Origin of the sequence: Acinetobacter sp. YH12069 (genome assembly GCF_013419675.1) — a bacterium.
In the GTDB taxonomy this organism is placed as follows: domain Bacteria; phylum Pseudomonadota; class Gammaproteobacteria; order Pseudomonadales; family Moraxellaceae; genus Acinetobacter; species Acinetobacter amyesii.
Map to the genome: position 1 here is coordinate 20090 of NZ_VOZS01000005.1, position 16365 is coordinate 36454.

Sequence of the window (16365 nt, forward strand, 5' to 3'; positions counted from 1 at the left end):
CCCATTTTTGTTGTGGGTAATGACAAAAACATTCATGAAGAATTGGTTACAGGAACGTATATGACAGCGGTGTCGGGTGCATATGCACAGCGCTTAATAATGACTTTATTCCTTGTTTCATTTGGGATATATCTGTTCCTTGCAACAGTCACATATACGCCATTTGATCCGGGATGGATGCATTTATCCAGTGATACTCAGCAAGTTTCAAATGCCAGCGGCGTCGCAGGTGCATGGATCGCTGATTTACTCTATGGATTTTTAGGTTGGGCAAGTCTGCTGATACCTGTCTATTTATTTCTCGAAGCAATTCAAGTGTGGTGGCCACGTAGTTTTCTAAACCGTCCATTTCGCTATGCCGCTCAGTTCTTTATTTTACTGGCAACTTCAAGTTTACTTTTCCTGTTTTGGAATGTCCCTGAAGATACTTTAGAAAATGCATCGGGCGGGATCATTGGCTATGAACTGGGTCAAAGTCTTGAACAAATATTAACGGTCTATGGTGCAGCAATATTTCTTATTGCATTTTGGATCATGTTGTTCACTTTGGCCTTTGGCATCAAGTGGAATAAGACATGGGCAACCATGAAATCCACACCAGCTTATCTGCAAGATTTGTTCTATCGCAATGTGCCTGAAGGCGACACCGCATTTGACCGTACAGTACCAACGACTAAAAAAGATAGTGCTGCTGCGCATGCATCAAAAGTGGTTGCACCAGTAACACCAGCCGACGAACATCATGCGGTCGATGTCGATCCTGTGGTACGTGATCGCGTCGCTGAACGTTTATTTGATGATATTGCCGATAAAGAATGGGCAGACAAAGAATGGAACGCACAGCATTCATCTGCGGTAGATTTGGCAGAGACTGCTACGCCATCTGATGAAGATTTTGAACATACCTTGGCGAAAGTGCATCAGCTTGAACAAGATCAACAACGTGTTGTTGCAACAGGTGAAGTTTGGCGCGCATTACATTCCAATGATGACCAACGTCATAAACAAGATATTGATGCTTTACTCAAAGCTGCGGAAGAAGAGCAGCCTGCCAATCAAACTGAATATTTCAACAAAACAGCAGATGTGCATTCGACTTCTCCGACAGAAGCAGCGCCAGCGGCTAAAAAATCAGTTGATTGGGATGATGATGAAATCTTTGATGAGCTACTTGCGGCTGTTCCAAATAGTAAAACAGCGACGGATGTGCATAGCCCATTTAATACAGCTCAAAATGAAAGTCCAGCAACGCATTCAAATGAATTTGCTACAGGTGCTGCTGCCACAGTTGCAGGTTTAGGTGTAGCTGCTGCACAGATTACACCGCTGACCACACCGAAAAATATCAGTGCTGAAACTGAATTTAATGATCTCGATGATTTGCTGGTTGAAGAAGCAGAGCCAGCGATAGAACAGTCACAGCCAGTTCGTACAACCAGTAGTTATGCGCAATCTACGCCTTTGGTTCGTGCTGAAATTAATACGCAGCCACAGACTTTTGTATCTGATGATGAAAAAGCCTTAATCAGCTCGAATAAAGATGCTTTCCGTGAAGTGTGGCAAGAAACGGCGGGTAAACCTGAAGACATCGATTTAGATCTCGAAGATGATTTTGACTTTGATGCGCCTTTAACTGATGCTTCTGGTCGTCCAATGTCACGTGCGATGCAAGTGGCACAAAAACGCTTGGATTTACCGACTTTGCCGGGCTTGGAAATCTTAGATCCTGTAGATCCGAACAAGAAAGTCAATTTCACTGCAGAGCAATTGTCTCGCTTGTCTGAACTTTTAGAAATTAAACTGCAAGAGTTTAATGTCAAAGCCAAAGTTGTAGAGGCACAGCCGGGACCAGTCGTAACACGTTTTGAACTTGACTTGGCACCTGGTGTGAAAGCGTCTAAAGTCACCAATATTTCACGTGACTTGGCGCGTTCGATGTCTATGGCTTCTGTACGTGTGGTGGAAGTTATTCCGGGTAAACCGTATATCGGGATTGAAGTCCCAAATAGTTCACGTGAAATGGTTCGTCTTATTGAGCTGTTAGAAACGCCGGCATACCGTGATCCAAATGCCTTACTTAGTATGGCGATGGGTAAAGATATTTCGGGTAATCCTGTCTTGGCCGATTTGGCGAAAGCGCCGCATATGTTGGTGGCAGGTACTACAGGTTCTGGTAAGTCAGTCGCAGTCAATGCCATGTTGCTATCGATGTTGTTGAAATACACACCTGAGCAACTGCGACTCATCATGATTGACCCGAAACAGTTGGAACTTGCCAACTATAACGATATTCCACATTTATTAACGCCTGTTGTAACCGACATGAAAGATGCGGTGAGTGCATTGAACTGGTGTGTCAATGAAATGGAGCGTCGTTATAAGCTGATGTCCTTGATGAAAGTGCGTAAGCTGACTGACTTTAACCGTAAAATTGAAGAAGCAATGGCCAATGGTGAAGATCTGATTGATCCAACTTGGAAGCCAGATGACTCTGCAACCCAAAGTCGTGCGCCACGTTTACAGCCAATGCCGTTGATCGTAATTGTTGCCGACGAATTTGCTGACATGATCATGCAAGTGGGTAAAAAAGCCGAAGAAATGATTACCCGTCTTGCACAAAAATCACGTGCAGCAGGGATTCATTTGCTGTTGGCGACACAGCGTCCAACCGTAGATGTGGTGACGGGTTTGATCAAAGCCAATATTCCAACCCGTGCTGCGTTACGTGTCAACAGTAAACTGGATTCACGTACTATCTTAGATGCTGGTGGTGCGGAAGACTTACTGGGTCATGGTGATATGTTGTTCCTCGGACCGGGTAAAATTGAACCTGAACGAGTACATGGCGCGTTTATTTCAGACGATGAAGTGAACCGTATTTGTGATGCATGGCGAGAGCGCGGTGAACCGAATTATGTCGATGAGATCCTCACGCCTTATGATGAAGAGCCGACATCTCGCGGTTTTGAAGATGGTGATGGTGGATCAGACCGTGATGCGCTGTATGATCAATGTGTTAGTTTCGTTTTGGAAACACGTAAAGCATCGACTTCATCTTTACAGCGTAAATTCAGTCTCGGCTATAACCGTGCTGCACGGATTATTGATCAGATGGAAGAAAATGGCATCGTCAGTGGGATGGGGCCAAATGGTAAACGAGATATTTTGGTCTAAGTCCTAAAACAAAAAACCTGCTTCGGCAGGTTTTTTTATTTTTAGATTGTGAACTCTTCTTGGTAGAACATGGACTGGGCCAGTTCGATAAAGGCTTTGCAAGCCGGGCTCATGAGTTTTTGATTTTTTACGGCGAGTCCAATCTGCCGTTGGGTATTTGGAAAGAGTGGACGTTTAACCACATGTGGATGTAGCGCCAACAGCTCAGTAGGCATCACCATATCCGCAACAATAGCAATCCCTTCCTGTAAATTCACCATGTTTAAAATGGTTAGCAGTTGCGACATTTGATAGGTGATTTTAGGTTGTATGTGGTGTTGTTTAAGCAGTTTTTCCACATGGGACTGGCTGCCTGCGCGGGTCATAATAAAGGGGTAGTTTTGCAGGTCTTGGATATTTAAATGACTGTGTTTGGAAACTGAATAACTATCTGGAATCAAGGCAATGAAAATGTCTTGAATTAGGGGGAAAGTGAACAGCTGCGGCTTAGGGAGTACAGCAAAACCAACATCAATCTGACGTTCAGAAATCCAACGTGACACTTCTGCATCGGTACCTTCTTCGACATAGATTTCAATATGCGGATAGCGCTCCCGATACGCTTTGAGCAGCTCTGGAAGCAGATGAATCGAACTAGAAGAACCAAACGAACCAATTCTCAGCGTTCCTTGTTGAATACCATGTGCGGCATGCACTTCTTGCTGCATGATTTGTGCGGTATTGATGACTTCTTTAGCATGCAGTAATAACTGCTGACCAATATGAGTCAGGCTAATTTCGCCTTGTTCACGGCTAAATAAGCTGACATTCCAATGTTGTTCTAAACACTTTAGGGCATGAGAGACAGCTGACTGAGTAATTCCCAGCTGTCGAGCAGCGAGAGTAAAGCTTTGTTGTTCTGCGACTTTAATAAAGATTTCAAGCTGAGAAAATGTCATTGCCATGAGTAATTACTCATTTTGTTATGAGTCTAGATGAGGATTATATTGTGCTACATAAATGGTTAAAGATGAAATAGCTACTTTATTTCAAGGCGTACAGCATGAATATCGTCGTCGCATTGTTTCCCCTCGTTGCATTAATCGTGATGGGCTATGTGCTTAAATACACACAGTTTGTTCAGGATGAATTTTGGGCAAATTCAGAAAAACTCAATTACTATGTTTTATTTCCTGTGCTGCTTTTTTTGAATGTATCAGCCGTGCAATTGGATATGAACACCGTTTCACGAATGTTGACAGTACTGGTTGCGGGCACCTGTTTGATCAGCATTGTGTTGTGGGGGATCAAGCAGTTTATGCATATCCCTGTGCAGCGTTTTGGCGTGTATATCCAAAGTCATATCCGTTTTAATACCTATATTGGTTTATCCCTTATGGGCGCTTTATTTGGCTCCACAGGCATGCAGATGTTTGCCATGTTAATTGCCGTTGCAGTGCCCTTAGTCAATATTATTTCAGTATTGGCCTTTTCAAATTTAAGTGTGAAGCAATTGGGGCAGACCTGTCAGTCCATCGCAAAAAATCCCTTAATTTTAGGCTGTGTGGTAGGGGTGTTGTTTAATTTATCAGGCTTGAGTCTATTTAAAGGCTTACCTGAATTATTAAAAATATTGGCAGCCATGAGTTTACCGCTCGGACTACTTTCTGTTGGGGCAGCATTACAGTTTCAGCAAATGCGCGCCGATCTACGTCGTTTAAGTTTAAATACGATAGGGCGTCTCATGTTAATGCCATGTATTGCTTATCTATTGAGTACTTGGATGGGTCTGACTGATTTTAAGCGAATGATTTTAGTGGTCTTTTTTGCTTTGCCAACTGCATCATCGTCTTATATTTTGACACGCTATTATCAAGGTGATTCACAACTGATGGCGTCCATTATTAGTGTACAAACCATTGGTTTTGGCTTGATGTTTCCATTGCTCATGTTGATCGTGCATTAATCATGCTGAAATACAATAACACTGATTTTAAATCAGATAAAAAAGCCCGCATGATGCGGGCTTTTTTTTGTTACTCGAAATTAAGCAAATTTTGCCAATACTTCGAGGAAACCTGCGCTTTGACGTGGGTATTGAGCAATCACGTCATGAATACGCTGACCTTCAGGATTAGTTGCGTTCACATCACGGCCATCGGCAACGAATTGAGTCAAAAGACGCTCATAGTCATTTGGACGCATATGTTTGAAAGCATGGTAAAGCACGTGAAAGTCGCCATTCACTCCTTCAGGAGGAAGCTGAGTAAGGTAGGCAAATACACGCTCATCTGACCATTCTTCGTTGAACGTTGCTGGCTGAGATAATGCCATCGCAATCTCCTTGCTGGTTTAAAAATACAAAAAGGCAAAAATGAGTACGCAAGTAAAATGGTTTTATTCGTCATCTCTAAGTTAAGCGACTCATTTTATGGTTGGATCAAAAGTTATTTTTTATCCCGTTTACTCGAAGCAAAGCTTTTGATTTAACACAGGAATAAAACTAATCCAGCCCACTCGAAGCAAAGCTTCTCATCTTGCGGCTGGGTAAAGCAGCGCTTTACTGATCCAGCCTCACATTTTGCCTTGATTCAATTTACTTGGCTAATCAGAATTCAGATTAACGTTCTTCAGGCAAATTGATATTCATTTCAAGCATTTCAATATTCGCTTCAGAACGAACAGACATTTGAATATGTTGCTCATCTACACCACGAACATAGCGGTTTACTACTTGCATGATTTCTTTTTTCATCATGTCAATCTTATCTTGGCTGAGGCGTTTACCTAAACCATTTTCAGATGCCACGATGACTTTTAAACGGTCTTTTGCCGTTTGTGCGCTTGACGGTTTCTCGTCGCTGCTAAAAAGTTTGCTCCAAAATCCTGCCATGATTACGCTCCAAATAGACGTGCTAACCAACCCTTAGGTTTTACCGTAATATGACGGTAAGGGCGCTCTTCACCAAGGAAACGTGCAACAAGGTCATCATACGCTTGGCCAGCCGCTTCTTCTGTAAACAGAATCACTGGTTTACCTTCGTTTGATGCTTGTAGAACGCTTTTACATTCAGGAATAACACCTAAAGTCGGTACGCGTAAAATATCTTTTGAAATATCATCAATCGTCAACATCTCTTGTTTATCCGCACGTTCTGGATTGAAACGTGTAATACAGAGATGCTTACGGATACGACCTTCGTTTTGTTCTACTTTTTTGGTTTTGCTGTCGAGCATACCAATAATACGGTCAGAGTCACGTACCGAAGAAATTTCTGGGTTCGTCACAATGATCGCTTCATCAGCATGATACATTGCTAAAATTGCACCACGTTCGATACCCGCAGGTGAGTCACAAATAATGTAATCAAACTCTTGAGAAAGTTCGTCCATCACACGTGCTACACCTTCATCTGTTAACGCGTCTTTATCACGCGTTTGAGATGCAGGTAGAATGTAGAGATTTTCAATATCTTTATCGCGAATAAGCGCTTGTTGTAATCGAGCTTCGTTATTCAATACGTTTACAAAGTCATATACAACGCGGCGTTCACAGCCCATGATCAAGTCTAGGTTACGTAAACCCACATCAAAGTCGATCACAACAGTTTTGTGGCCGCGAAGGGCTAAACCTGTTGCAAAAGATGCGCTTGTAGTTGTTTTACCTACGCCACCTTTACCTGATGTTACGACAACAATTTTCGCCACCGAATCCACTCCTGTTATGGTTTAAATCCCCTTTTTTAATTAGGGGTTTGGTGATTATTTATACATTAAAATTGCAAAGCTTCAAATACTAGCTCTTGCTGGTCATTCAAATAAATATGTACTGGCTGTTTGACCACATGAGGTGGAATGTCATCAGCGACACAGTAAGTCCCTGCAATTGAAACCAATTCAGCTTCTAATGAATGGCAGAAAATACGTGCAGCCGTGTTCCCACCAGCTCCGGCAATGACTCTACCACGAGCACTACCATAAATATGTATATTTCCTGAAGCAATTACTTCTGAACCGCTATTAATACCAGCATTAATAATGATATCGCCATGGTCTTGGACTAAACATTGACCTGTACGTAAGATTTCATTGTGATACGACGTAGCATGACGAATGGTCGGTACTTCGACTGCAGCAATTTTATCTTCGGTTTTTTCTTCTGCAGGTGCGGGTTCTTCAACCACTTGTTCGCGTGTCGGTTTAACTTGTTGTAGTTTGCGATCCGCAGGAACTACGGGAAATTGGATAGCACGTGCTTGGTCCGATAGCGGACCTTCAGTGACACCAATCGGTTGAATTTCAATACTAATAAGTAGTTGAATCAGTGCAATTAGTTCTTGATCAACCGTACTTTCAATCACGGCTAATGTTCCGGGTGGAAAAGCCTTTTGGAACATTGGAGTAAGTTGCTGGCGGATCGCATCATGATCATTGGTATCGAGGTGAATGCGAATCGCATTGACCATTTTGCCTTTTATCCGTATATCAGCCATATTGAATCCTTGAGACTTCTAACTATTACTTTTGTGCCGAAGTAGTTATGTTGTAAATAGAGCAAATCCTAGAACAATTTTCATGAATACTCTAGCGGAGTTCGCAATTATTTTTGACTGAGTGTTTATTCTGTAGCTTGGTCCTGTTCCTGCATAATCTGCTGCCACTGTTTTACTTTCACTTGCTTACGAATGGCTTCTAGACTTTCAAAAACCGCAGAGCGAACCAACTCATCCAGCTGGGCATTATTTTCGATTTCAATACGGCTAACACGCTGTGAAATGTCTAAATATAGATTGGGTTTCTGAGCCGTCGATGTATTGGGATAAGCCAATGGGGAAATTAAACCTTGGGTAATATTTTCACCTAAGCGTTGTCCGATACTTTGAATCTGCTGTTCAATACGGCTGCCAACGATTGGCACTAAGCGCAATAGCTGCGTGAGCTCGGGGGTATCTTCAATGGCCTGACTGACGATTTGTCCGACATTTTTGGCGATCAATTCACGTTCAGTACGTAGCTCTTTGCTTAAATTTTCTTGCAAAATCTCAGCTAAAACTTGGGTGAACATCTCACGGTGATGCTGCACAAGATTACTAATTAGGTCTTTATGGGTTGTACTGGTATTGAGCTCATGCTTAACACCATCTAACACGGTAAGTACCACACGATCAGACAGTTCTTCCATCACCACACGATAATAAAACAAAGCTTTCTTTTGCCATGCCGATGGCACAATCTGATAACCCATTTCATAAAGTCGATAGGCAATCACGCCCGCGCGAAATAAACGCAGGAAACGTAAATGCGGCACAATGGCTAAAATTTCGTACCAATGTATAAACGGGAAGAAGAACCAGCGCTGATGGTGCTTGTTGATAATAGCAATCGCCCAGCGCACCAACAATTCTACAATCAAAAAGATAATAAACCACGCTTCGGTGGTAATCACCCATGGATGCAAATGTTCACGGTAAAAACTCAGCACATCGGGCAGGTGGATACTGTTAAAGAACCAACTGCCAAGATTGCTCATGAGGAAAAAGTTCATGCACAGGCAGAACAAGTTAAAAACAATAATAAACACCATGAATATGTCATAAATCAAAAACAGTTTGAATGACCAACTGTTTGGATTGACATGATGATATTTAGATTTCTTGTTTTGCGGCATGCTGTTCTGCGACATAAAAACTTCTTCTTAATTATTCAGTAACTGAGTATTTAGCTTTCATACGAGTAATGAGTTGGTCTTTCTCCGTCCACAGCTCATCTACCCAATGCTGAAATTTTTCACGGAATTCTGCATCATCTTCATAGTTGCCGCCATGCATCCACGTTGGAATTTCAATTTTACGTAAATCCACGGCGATACGTGGAACTTCACCGAGCCAAAATTCACCATAACCTGGTGCGCCATTTGGATAGACGATGGTCATATCTACGAGGGCATCGACTTGATCCCCTAAAATATTGAGTGCCAGTGCCAAACCACCTGCTTTTGGTTTAAGAAGATTTTGATACGGCGATTGCTGCTGTGCATGTTTTTCAGGGGTAAAGCGAGTGCCTTCCAAATAGTTCAGCAGGGTAAAAGGCTGGCTCAATAACTGTTCACAAGATTTACGCGCTTCTTCCATATCTCGATATTTAAGTTCAGGATTTTTCGCGATTTGTTCTTTGCTATGACGTTTCATCATTGGGAAGCCTAAAATTTTAAAAGCTTGTCCCACAAATGGAATGAAAATGAGCTCCCATTTGGTAAAGAAACGCGTCAGAGGCATACGGGTTAAACCAAAATATTGGTTGACTGTCGTATCGACCCAACTTTGATGATTACAGGTCATGAGATAGCGACCCTGCAAATTTAAGTCGAGGCCTTCATCGATGGTAATGTCCCATTCGGTATTAGGCAGAACATGGTCAATCAGCCAGTTATTGACGGTGAGCCAACTGTTGGTGATTTTAATGTTGGTTTCATCGACCTTTTTTGATTTTTTAAAGAGTTTGGTCAGACCAAGGGCTAAAACAGGAGGACCATGGAAAAAAGTACTGCCTGTCATAATAGAACCGACGGTAAGTCCTTTGCTAATTTTTTTTAGTGTCGGTTGCTTATTTGTTTGAGATGACATATAAAAAGTCCTAGCGGAAATTGTCCAAATAATGATTGATTCTAATAAATATAGTTCGAGTTGATTAAATAAAAAAGGGCATCTGCAGAACTGTGAAGAAATTGTGATGGAATTAACAAATAAATCTCGTATTCATATTACAAATTGTAACTAAACGTTTTATTATTAACAAAAAATCAATGGTTCAGCCATTTGTTTTACTTCATCATTTCAACCATACAACAAAACACAAAGAAGGAGGCATGCAATGCGTGCACTAGTAATTTCGGCAGTAGTTGGGGCAATGGCACTTACTGGTTGTCAAAACATGGAATATGACAAAGCAGCAATCGGTACTGGTCTAGGTGCTCTTTTAGGCGCTGGTATTGCTTATTCTAATGCTGATAAAGACAAAATGGGTCAAGCAGCAGCAATTGGTGCTGTAGTTGGCGCGGGTGCTGGTCTTCTTCTTGATAAGAAAGAACAACGTCTTAAACAAGAATTGGCTGGTACTGGTGTTGACGTAGGTCGTAATCCAGATGGTTCGATCAACCTTGTTATGCCATCAGTAACTTTCGCAACTAACTCTTCAACTATTCAATCTCAGTTCCAATCTGCGTTGAATGACGTTGCTAAAGTATTGCGTGAAGACGGTACTGCAAACAAACTTGCAATCGTTGTACACGGTCACACAGATAACACAGGTTCTGATGCGATCAACAACCCACTTTCTCAAAACCGTGCAAACTCAGTGAAAAACTACCTAGCGTCTCAAGGTATTTCTTCAACTCGTATTACTGCACGTGGTTACGGTTCAACTTCTCCAGTAGCGGATAACTCAACTGCTGCAGGTCGTGAACAAAACCGTCGCGTAGAAATCTCAGTTTACGAAACTAAATAAGTTTTAGTTCGAAACGAAAGGCCACCCTCGGGTGGCTTTTTTTATGGCATTTTTAATGACCGATAAAATACATTTTGCATTAGGCAAGATCGTTTCAGATGACTATAATCATCCTCGAATTAATAAGAGGAAAGACTATGTCACTGGCAAGTCAGTTGAACGACAAGCAACTTGAAGCAATGAAATACACTCAAGGACCCTTGTTAGTACTTGCAGGGGCAGGTTCAGGCAAAACATCGGTGATTACCCGTAAAATTGCCTATCTGGTGAAGCATTGTGGTATTCCTGCGCACCGTATCACCGCGATGACCTTTACCAACAAAGCTGCGCGTGAAATGAAAGAGCGTGTGACGAAGCTGATGAGCCGTGAAGAGGCAAAAGGGCTGTCGGTTTCTACATTCCATAACTTCGGGCTAAACATGCTCCGTTTGGAATTAAAAAATACGCCGTTAAAAAATAACTTTTCAATTTTAGATGCAGATGACTGCAAACGCATTTTGATGGACTTAATGCATCGCGACAATTTATCCGGTGCAGAAAGTAAAGAGCTGATTGCCAAAGCCATGAAAATGATTTCAGATTGGAAAAACGATCTGATTCCACCTGAGCAAGCGCATACCACCTGTGAAACAGCAGAAGACGTTCAGTTTGCACATCTGTATCAACTGTATGAGCGTAATTTACGTGCCTACAATGCTGTGGATTTTGATGATTTGATTGTCATGCCGACGCGCTTATTACAAGAAAATGCAGAAGTGCGTGATCGTTGGCAGAATCGAATCCGCTATTTATTGGTCGACGAATATCAAGATACCAACACCGCGCAATATATTTTGGTGAAATTACTCGTGGGTGTTATGGGACAGTTCACCGCGGTAGGTGATGATGACCAATCGATTTATGCATGGCGTGGTGCTAAGCCTGAGAATATGGCTTTATTGAAGGAAGATTTCCGTAATCTGAAAGTGATTAAGCTTGAGCAAAACTATCGCTCGACCAGTCGGATCTTAAAAGCTGCCAATACAGTTATTGGCAATAACCCACATATTTTCGATAAAAAGCTTTGGTCAGATAAAGGCCATGGTGAAGTGATCCGCGTGATTACTTGTCGTAATGACGATGATGAATCAGAACGCGTCGTAAAAGACTTGATTACGCACAAGCTGATGAACGGTAAAAATTGGAAAGACTACGCCATTTTATACCGTGGTAATTTCCAAGCGCGTGCTCTAGAGACACAGCTACGCCAAATGCAGATCCCGTATAAATTATCGGGTGGTCAGTCTTTCTTCGCTCGTGCTGAAATTAAGGACTTGATGAGCTACTTACGTTTGATCATCAACCCTGAAGATGACAGTGCATTTTTACGAATTATCAATACGCCAAAACGTGCGATTGGTCCGGTGACTTTGGAAAAGCTTGGCTTATTTGCGCAGGAAAGTAATTTGTCTTTGCTCAGTGCAGCAGGTGACCAGCGCTTAAGCATGGCGATTCCGAAAAAAGCCACAACCCAATTGGCCGAATTTGCGGACTTTATTTCGACCTTTACTCGTGAATTAGTAGAAGATGATGAACCTGTTCCGATCATTCGTCGCATGATGATTGAAGCAGGTTATATCGACTATGTTAAAGAATCTGCAGCTACACCTGCGCAGGAAAAAACCAAACTGGATAATATTGAAGTGCTATATAGCAGTATTCAAAGTTTGATAAACCGCGCTGAAGATGTAGATGAAAAGAACATTGAAAGTGTGATTCGTAAAATGGTGCTGCTCGATATGTTAGAACAGCAACAAGAAGAAGAAGACACCGATAAAGTCAATTTGTTAACACTTCATGCGTCGAAAGGTCTGGAATTTCCATTCGTTTATTTGATTGGTCTGGAAGAAGAAATTCTACCGCATAAAAACTCCATTGCTGCCGACACGGTTGAGGAAGAACGTCGACTGATGTATGTGGGGATTACTCGTGCACGTCAAGGTTTAACCATGACTCTTGCAGAGCAGCGTAAAGCCGGTGGTCAAATGCGACAAATGACACCAAGCCGTTTCTTGGACGAACTGCCACAAGATGAATTGGAGTGGTTAGGGCGCAAGAAAAAGCTGGCAGGGGATATCGATCCTAAACAGCAAGCACAGCATTATTTAGAAAATTTACGCGCGCTGATTAAGCGTTAAAGCTTAATGCGTAGAATATTTTATTTATTTTTTGAAATTCGTTTTATTGAAACAGGAATGAACCATGAAAGTTCAAGTTAAAGTTCTCGACACACGTTTAGGTACGGAATGGCCAATGCCAACTTATGCCACAGCAGGTTCGGCAGGTCTTGATCTCCGTGCATGTGTAGAAGAAACCACCGTAATTGAACCGGGTCAAACTGTTCTGGTAAAAACAGGCCTATCGATTTATATCGAAGACACTAACTTTGCAGGTTTAATTTTGCCGCGTTCAGGCTTAGGTCATAAACACGGAATCGTGTTGGGTAACTTGGTCGGTTTGATTGATTCAGACTACCAAGGTGAATTGATGGTATCTGTTTGGAACCGTAGCCAAACTACATTTAGCCTAGAGCCGGGTGAGCGTTTAGCACAATATGTTTTAGTGCCAGTTGTACAAGCTCAGTTTGATATTGTAGATGAGTTTGAAGCCACTGAACGTGGTGCAGGCGGTTTTGGTCATACAGGTAAAAACTAATCAGCGCGAGACTTTTGATCCAGTGTGTTGACAAGTAAAATGCCTATAATCAAGTAGCGAATAAAAAACCATCCTCGTGATGGTTTTTTATTTAAATTTTAAATTTATTCATAATATCTAGATTTTTATCGTGAAAGATTATGGTGCCTACCAGAGAGTGTTGAATTCTGATGAACTTAATACGTTTATACTTTTGAATGACATGAATATCTGAATCAATGATGAGTGATTTTATTTTGATCAATTTACTATATGTGTACAGAGTGGATTTTGAATATAAAAATCTTGGAAAAGTAAAAATTTAATTAGATAAAAGAAAATAAGCAAGTTAATTAAATGTAACTCAAAGATTTATTTATGAAAATAATCTTGAAAACAAGAAGTAATGTTAGATTGTTGTCAGATTTTTGGTCAGTGCTTAAATATTATTAATTGATTATTAACTAAAATTGTTATAAAAAAGCTACACTTTTTTTCAGGATTTTATCCTTTAATTAAAAGCTTAAATTCTCAATAGAATTTAAGATTTTTTAATTAATAAAGATGTAATTAGAAGAACATAGTATGGGTTCACTGTTTAGTCACTTTCCGCAACATATTTTTCGTGCATATGACATTCGCGGGAAAATATCGCTCTTAAATGCTGATTTAGTTCAGTCAATTGCTTGTGGCTTAGTCAAACAATATTTAGATGCAGGGCAAAAGAGACTTGCCATTGGCTATGATGCGCGTTTAACCAGTCCAACCTATGCAAAAATAATTCAAAAAGTCTACCATGAGGCTGGCCTTGAAGCGGAAATTATTGGCTGCTGCTCAAGCCCGATGTTGTATTTTATTGCGGGACAATTTCAAGGCAATGGCATTATGGTGACGGCGAGTCATAATCCAAAATCAGATAATGGTATCAAGTGGATTATCAAAGGTGAGCCACCTTGTCCAGAGATGATTCAACACGTTGCAGTCGAAGCACGAAATTGTTTTACATCGGAACGTGTGCATTTGATGACTGAAATTGAGCCACACGAAATCAAGCCTGAATATTGTTTGGCCTATCAGAAATTTATTTTAGATGACATTCATTTACAGCAACCACTTAAAGTTGTGATCGATGGCATGCATGGTTCAGCTGGGCATTGTGCAGCCTTATCATTAAATAAATTAGGCTGTGAAGTTTTGGCATTACGTTGCCAAGCTGATGGACATTTCCCTGATCATGCTCCAGATCCATCACAGCTCAAACATTTAACCCATCTCCGCCAAGCCATACAGTTGCAAAAGGCCGATATTGGTATTGCGTTAGATGGTGATGGTGATCGTTTAGTACTGATTGATGAAACTGGCAAAGTGGTTTCTGCAGATCGATTATTATGTTTATTTGCTGAAATTTGTTTGACTCAAAAACCACATGCAGAAGTGGTATTTGATGTGAAATGTTCAACAATGATTCGGGATACCGTGTCTGATCTAGATGCGCAGCCTGTCATGATTCGAACGGGCAGTAGTTTCTTGCGAAAATATATTTCCCAATCTAAAGGCAAAGCGGTTTTTGGTGGTGAATACGCAGGGCATTATGTTTTTAATGATGGTCGTGGTGGTGGCTATGACGATGGTCTATATGCTGCTTTAAGGGTCTTAGAATATATTCAAGCTCAGGGACTGACATTGTCACAAGCTTTGGCGAAATATCCAGAGCGCTTTAGTACCGAAGATTTATATGTCAGTACGCATCAGCATGATCCAGCGGAAGTTTTAAAGCAGGTTGAAGCTAATTCTGCGCGAATTCCGGCACAAATCAGTAAAATTGATGGAATACGCCTTGATTTTGATGATGGATTTGGCATCATTCGAGCATCGAATACAGGTGAGTATTTCACTTTACGCTTTGATGCCAACTCATCAGCACGCTTAAAAGAAATACGAGATCTGTTTGTTTCCATGTTAGTTGAGCACTATCCAGACATTGCTCATGACATTCCAGATGCTCAATAAGGAGAGGCAAATGCCACATCAACATACTGGCATCGACAAAGCACAAATCCTGACGGAAGCTTTGCCGTATATTCAACGTTTTGCGGGTAAGACGCTGGTAGTGAAGTATGGTGGTAATGCCATGACCGATCCTGAGCTTGAGAGCTCATTTGCACGTGATATCGTACTGCTGAAAACGGTTGGTTTAAATCCGATTGTGGTACATGGCGGTGGTCCACAAGTGGATTCATTCCTCAAACAATTAGGCCGTGAGTCTGATCGTATCGACGGTATGCGCGTGACTGATCCTGCAACGATGGAAGTTGTCGAGATGGTCTTGGGCGGCAGCGTGAACAAATCGATTGTGAACTTAATCAATAAACACGGTGGCCGTGCGATTGGTTTAACCGGTAAAGATGGTAATTTGATCCGTGCGCAAAAATTATTGATGGAAAAAACTGCCGAAGATGGTTCAGTAAAACAGATTGATTTAGGTCTAGTTGGCGAAGTGGTTGGTGTGAAAACTGACGTACTTGAAATGTTTACCCAAAGCGATTTTATTCCTGTGATTGCACCATTAGGTGTAGACGAAGACGGCAACACCTATAACATCAATGCTGACTTGGTTGCAGGTAAAGTGGCTGAAGCATTGGGTGCGGAAAAGCTAATTCTTTTGACCAATATCACGGGTGTTTTAGACGAAAATAAAAATCTGCTGACTGGGTTAACAACCCAAGAAGTCGATCGTTTGATTGAAACTGGCGTGATTTACGGCGGCATGATTCCGAAAGTTGGCTGTGCATTAGATGCAGTCAAAGGTGGCGTAATCAGCGCACATATTGTTGATGGTCGTGTACCTCATGCAACATTACTTGAAATCTTTACGGATCATGGTGTGGGTACATTAATCACCAATCGAACCAATGTGAAAAAAGCTTAAGATACTTAGCATTTTTTGATATAAAAAAGCCTCTTTTGAGGCTTTTTTATTATTTATCAGTTGGCTAAGTAACTTTTGAAAAGATCAAATAATGTATTTGCCCTGTT

Annotated in this window: 14 protein-coding genes; 7 read left to right on the plus strand and 7 right to left on the minus strand. The window is 41.4% G+C overall.

Annotated features, from left to right (window positions below; translation table 11 throughout):
* Positions 1 to 60 precede the first annotated feature (60 nt).
* A complete protein-coding gene (locus FTU16_RS04045; protein WP_180162755.1) occupies positions 61 to 3174 on the plus strand; it encodes a DNA translocase FtsK 4TM domain-containing protein in 3114 nt (1037 codons plus the stop codon).
* Between the two features lie 41 nt (positions 3175 to 3215).
* Here the strand turns inward: FTU16_RS04045 and FTU16_RS04050 are convergent, their stop codons facing one another.
* Complete coding sequence (locus FTU16_RS04050) at positions 3216 to 4112, minus strand: LysR family transcriptional regulator (RefSeq protein WP_180162826.1); 897 nt, start codon at positions 4110 to 4112, stop codon at positions 3216 to 3218.
* 104 nt (positions 4113 to 4216) lie between these two features.
* Here FTU16_RS04050 and FTU16_RS04055 point away from each other — a divergent pair, with 104 nt between their 5' ends.
* Positions 4217 to 5119 (plus strand): AEC family transporter, encoded by a 903-nt coding sequence (locus tag FTU16_RS04055; RefSeq protein WP_180162756.1) that lies wholly within the window; start codon positions 4217 to 4219, stop codon positions 5117 to 5119.
* An 80-nt stretch (positions 5120 to 5199) separates the two neighbouring features.
* Here FTU16_RS04055 and FTU16_RS04060 read toward each other — a convergent pair whose 3' ends face one another.
* The 6 genes from FTU16_RS04060 to FTU16_RS04085 form a co-directional block, all read right to left on the minus strand.
* Positions 5200 to 5487, minus strand: coding sequence for a PA4642 family protein (locus FTU16_RS04060; RefSeq protein WP_067766167.1), 288 nt, complete (start codon positions 5485 to 5487; stop codon positions 5200 to 5202).
* Between the two features lie 286 nt (positions 5488 to 5773).
* Entirely contained in the window at positions 5774 to 6046 is a 273-nt protein-coding gene (minE, locus tag FTU16_RS04065) for a cell division topological specificity factor MinE (protein WP_078190039.1), read from the minus strand.
* 2 nt (positions 6047 to 6048) lie between these two features.
* The gene (gene minD / locus FTU16_RS04070) at positions 6049 to 6861 is read right to left on the minus strand and encodes a septum site-determining protein MinD (RefSeq protein ID WP_067670152.1); all 813 of its coding nucleotides are present in this window, start codon (positions 6859 to 6861) and stop codon (positions 6049 to 6051) included.
* Positions 6862 to 6926: 65 nt separating this feature from the next.
* Positions 6927 to 7646 (minus strand): septum site-determining protein MinC, encoded by a 720-nt coding sequence (gene minC / locus FTU16_RS04075; RefSeq protein ID WP_078193110.1) that lies wholly within the window; start codon positions 7644 to 7646, stop codon positions 6927 to 6929.
* Positions 7647 to 7771: 125 nt separating this feature from the next.
* Complete coding sequence (locus FTU16_RS04080; protein ID WP_373423587.1) at positions 7772 to 8836, minus strand: preprotein translocase subunit SecA; 1065 nt, start codon at positions 8834 to 8836, stop codon at positions 7772 to 7774.
* A 16-nt stretch (positions 8837 to 8852) separates the two neighbouring features.
* The gene (locus tag FTU16_RS04085; RefSeq protein ID WP_180162757.1) at positions 8853 to 9776 is read right to left on the minus strand and encodes an acyltransferase; all 924 of its coding nucleotides are present in this window, start codon (positions 9774 to 9776) and stop codon (positions 8853 to 8855) included.
* Positions 9777 to 10023: 247 nt separating this feature from the next.
* Between FTU16_RS04085 and FTU16_RS04090 the strand changes: the two genes are divergently transcribed.
* The 5 genes from FTU16_RS04090 to argB all read left to right on the plus strand — a co-directional run bounded on the left by FTU16_RS04090 (position 10024) and on the right by argB (position 16258).
* Complete coding sequence (locus tag FTU16_RS04090) at positions 10024 to 10656, plus strand: OmpA family protein (RefSeq protein WP_078190036.1); 633 nt, start codon at positions 10024 to 10026, stop codon at positions 10654 to 10656.
* Between the two features lie 137 nt (positions 10657 to 10793).
* A complete protein-coding gene (locus tag FTU16_RS04095; RefSeq protein WP_180026556.1) occupies positions 10794 to 12833 on the plus strand; it encodes a UvrD-helicase domain-containing protein in 2040 nt (679 codons plus the stop codon).
* A gap of 64 nt (positions 12834 to 12897) precedes the next feature.
* A complete protein-coding gene (gene dut / locus FTU16_RS04100; protein WP_180110805.1) occupies positions 12898 to 13350 on the plus strand; it encodes a dUTP diphosphatase in 453 nt (150 codons plus the stop codon).
* 564 nt (positions 13351 to 13914) lie between these two features.
* A complete protein-coding gene (locus tag FTU16_RS04105; RefSeq protein WP_180162758.1) occupies positions 13915 to 15339 on the plus strand; it encodes a phosphomannomutase/phosphoglucomutase in 1425 nt (474 codons plus the stop codon).
* 10 nt (positions 15340 to 15349) lie between these two features.
* A complete protein-coding gene (gene argB, locus FTU16_RS04110) occupies positions 15350 to 16258 on the plus strand; it encodes an acetylglutamate kinase (protein WP_078190033.1) in 909 nt (302 codons plus the stop codon).
* Positions 16259 to 16365 lie beyond the last annotated feature (107 nt).

What these genes read in the sequence shown, in the direction of transcription:
- minC (WP_078193110.1), bottom strand. Translation starts at nt 7,646, where the DNA reads ATGGCTGATATACGGATAAAAGGCAAAATGGTCAATGCGATTCGCATT.
- FTU16_RS04095 (WP_180026556.1), top strand. Translation starts at nt 10,794, where the DNA reads ATGTCACTGGCAAGTCAGTTGAACGACAAGCAACTTGAAGCAATGAAA.
- argB (WP_078190033.1), top strand. Translation starts at nt 15,350, where the DNA reads ATGCCACATCAACATACTGGCATCGACAAAGCACAAATCCTGACGGAA.
- FTU16_RS04045 (WP_180162755.1), top strand. Translation starts at nt 61, where the DNA reads ATGACAGCGGTGTCGGGTGCATATGCACAGCGCTTAATAATGACTTTA.
- minE (WP_078190039.1), bottom strand. Translation starts at nt 6,046, where the DNA reads ATGGCAGGATTTTGGAGCAAACTTTTTAGCAGCGACGAGAAACCGTCA.
- dut (WP_180110805.1), top strand. Translation starts at nt 12,898, where the DNA reads ATGAAAGTTCAAGTTAAAGTTCTCGACACACGTTTAGGTACGGAATGG.
- FTU16_RS04090 (WP_078190036.1), top strand. Translation starts at nt 10,024, where the DNA reads ATGCGTGCACTAGTAATTTCGGCAGTAGTTGGGGCAATGGCACTTACT.
- FTU16_RS04055 (WP_180162756.1), top strand. Translation starts at nt 4,217, where the DNA reads ATGAATATCGTCGTCGCATTGTTTCCCCTCGTTGCATTAATCGTGATG.
- FTU16_RS04080 (WP_373423587.1), bottom strand. Translation starts at nt 8,836, where the DNA reads ATGTCGCAGAACAGCATGCCGCAAAACAAGAAATCTAAATATCATCAT.
- FTU16_RS04050 (WP_180162826.1), bottom strand. Translation starts at nt 4,112, where the DNA reads ATGACATTTTCTCAGCTTGAAATCTTTATTAAAGTCGCAGAACAACAA.
- FTU16_RS04060 (WP_067766167.1), bottom strand. Translation starts at nt 5,487, where the DNA reads ATGGCATTATCTCAGCCAGCAACGTTCAACGAAGAATGGTCAGATGAG.
- FTU16_RS04085 (WP_180162757.1), bottom strand. Translation starts at nt 9,776, where the DNA reads ATGTCATCTCAAACAAATAAGCAACCGACACTAAAAAAAATTAGCAAA.
- FTU16_RS04105 (WP_180162758.1), top strand. Translation starts at nt 13,915, where the DNA reads ATGGGTTCACTGTTTAGTCACTTTCCGCAACATATTTTTCGTGCATAT.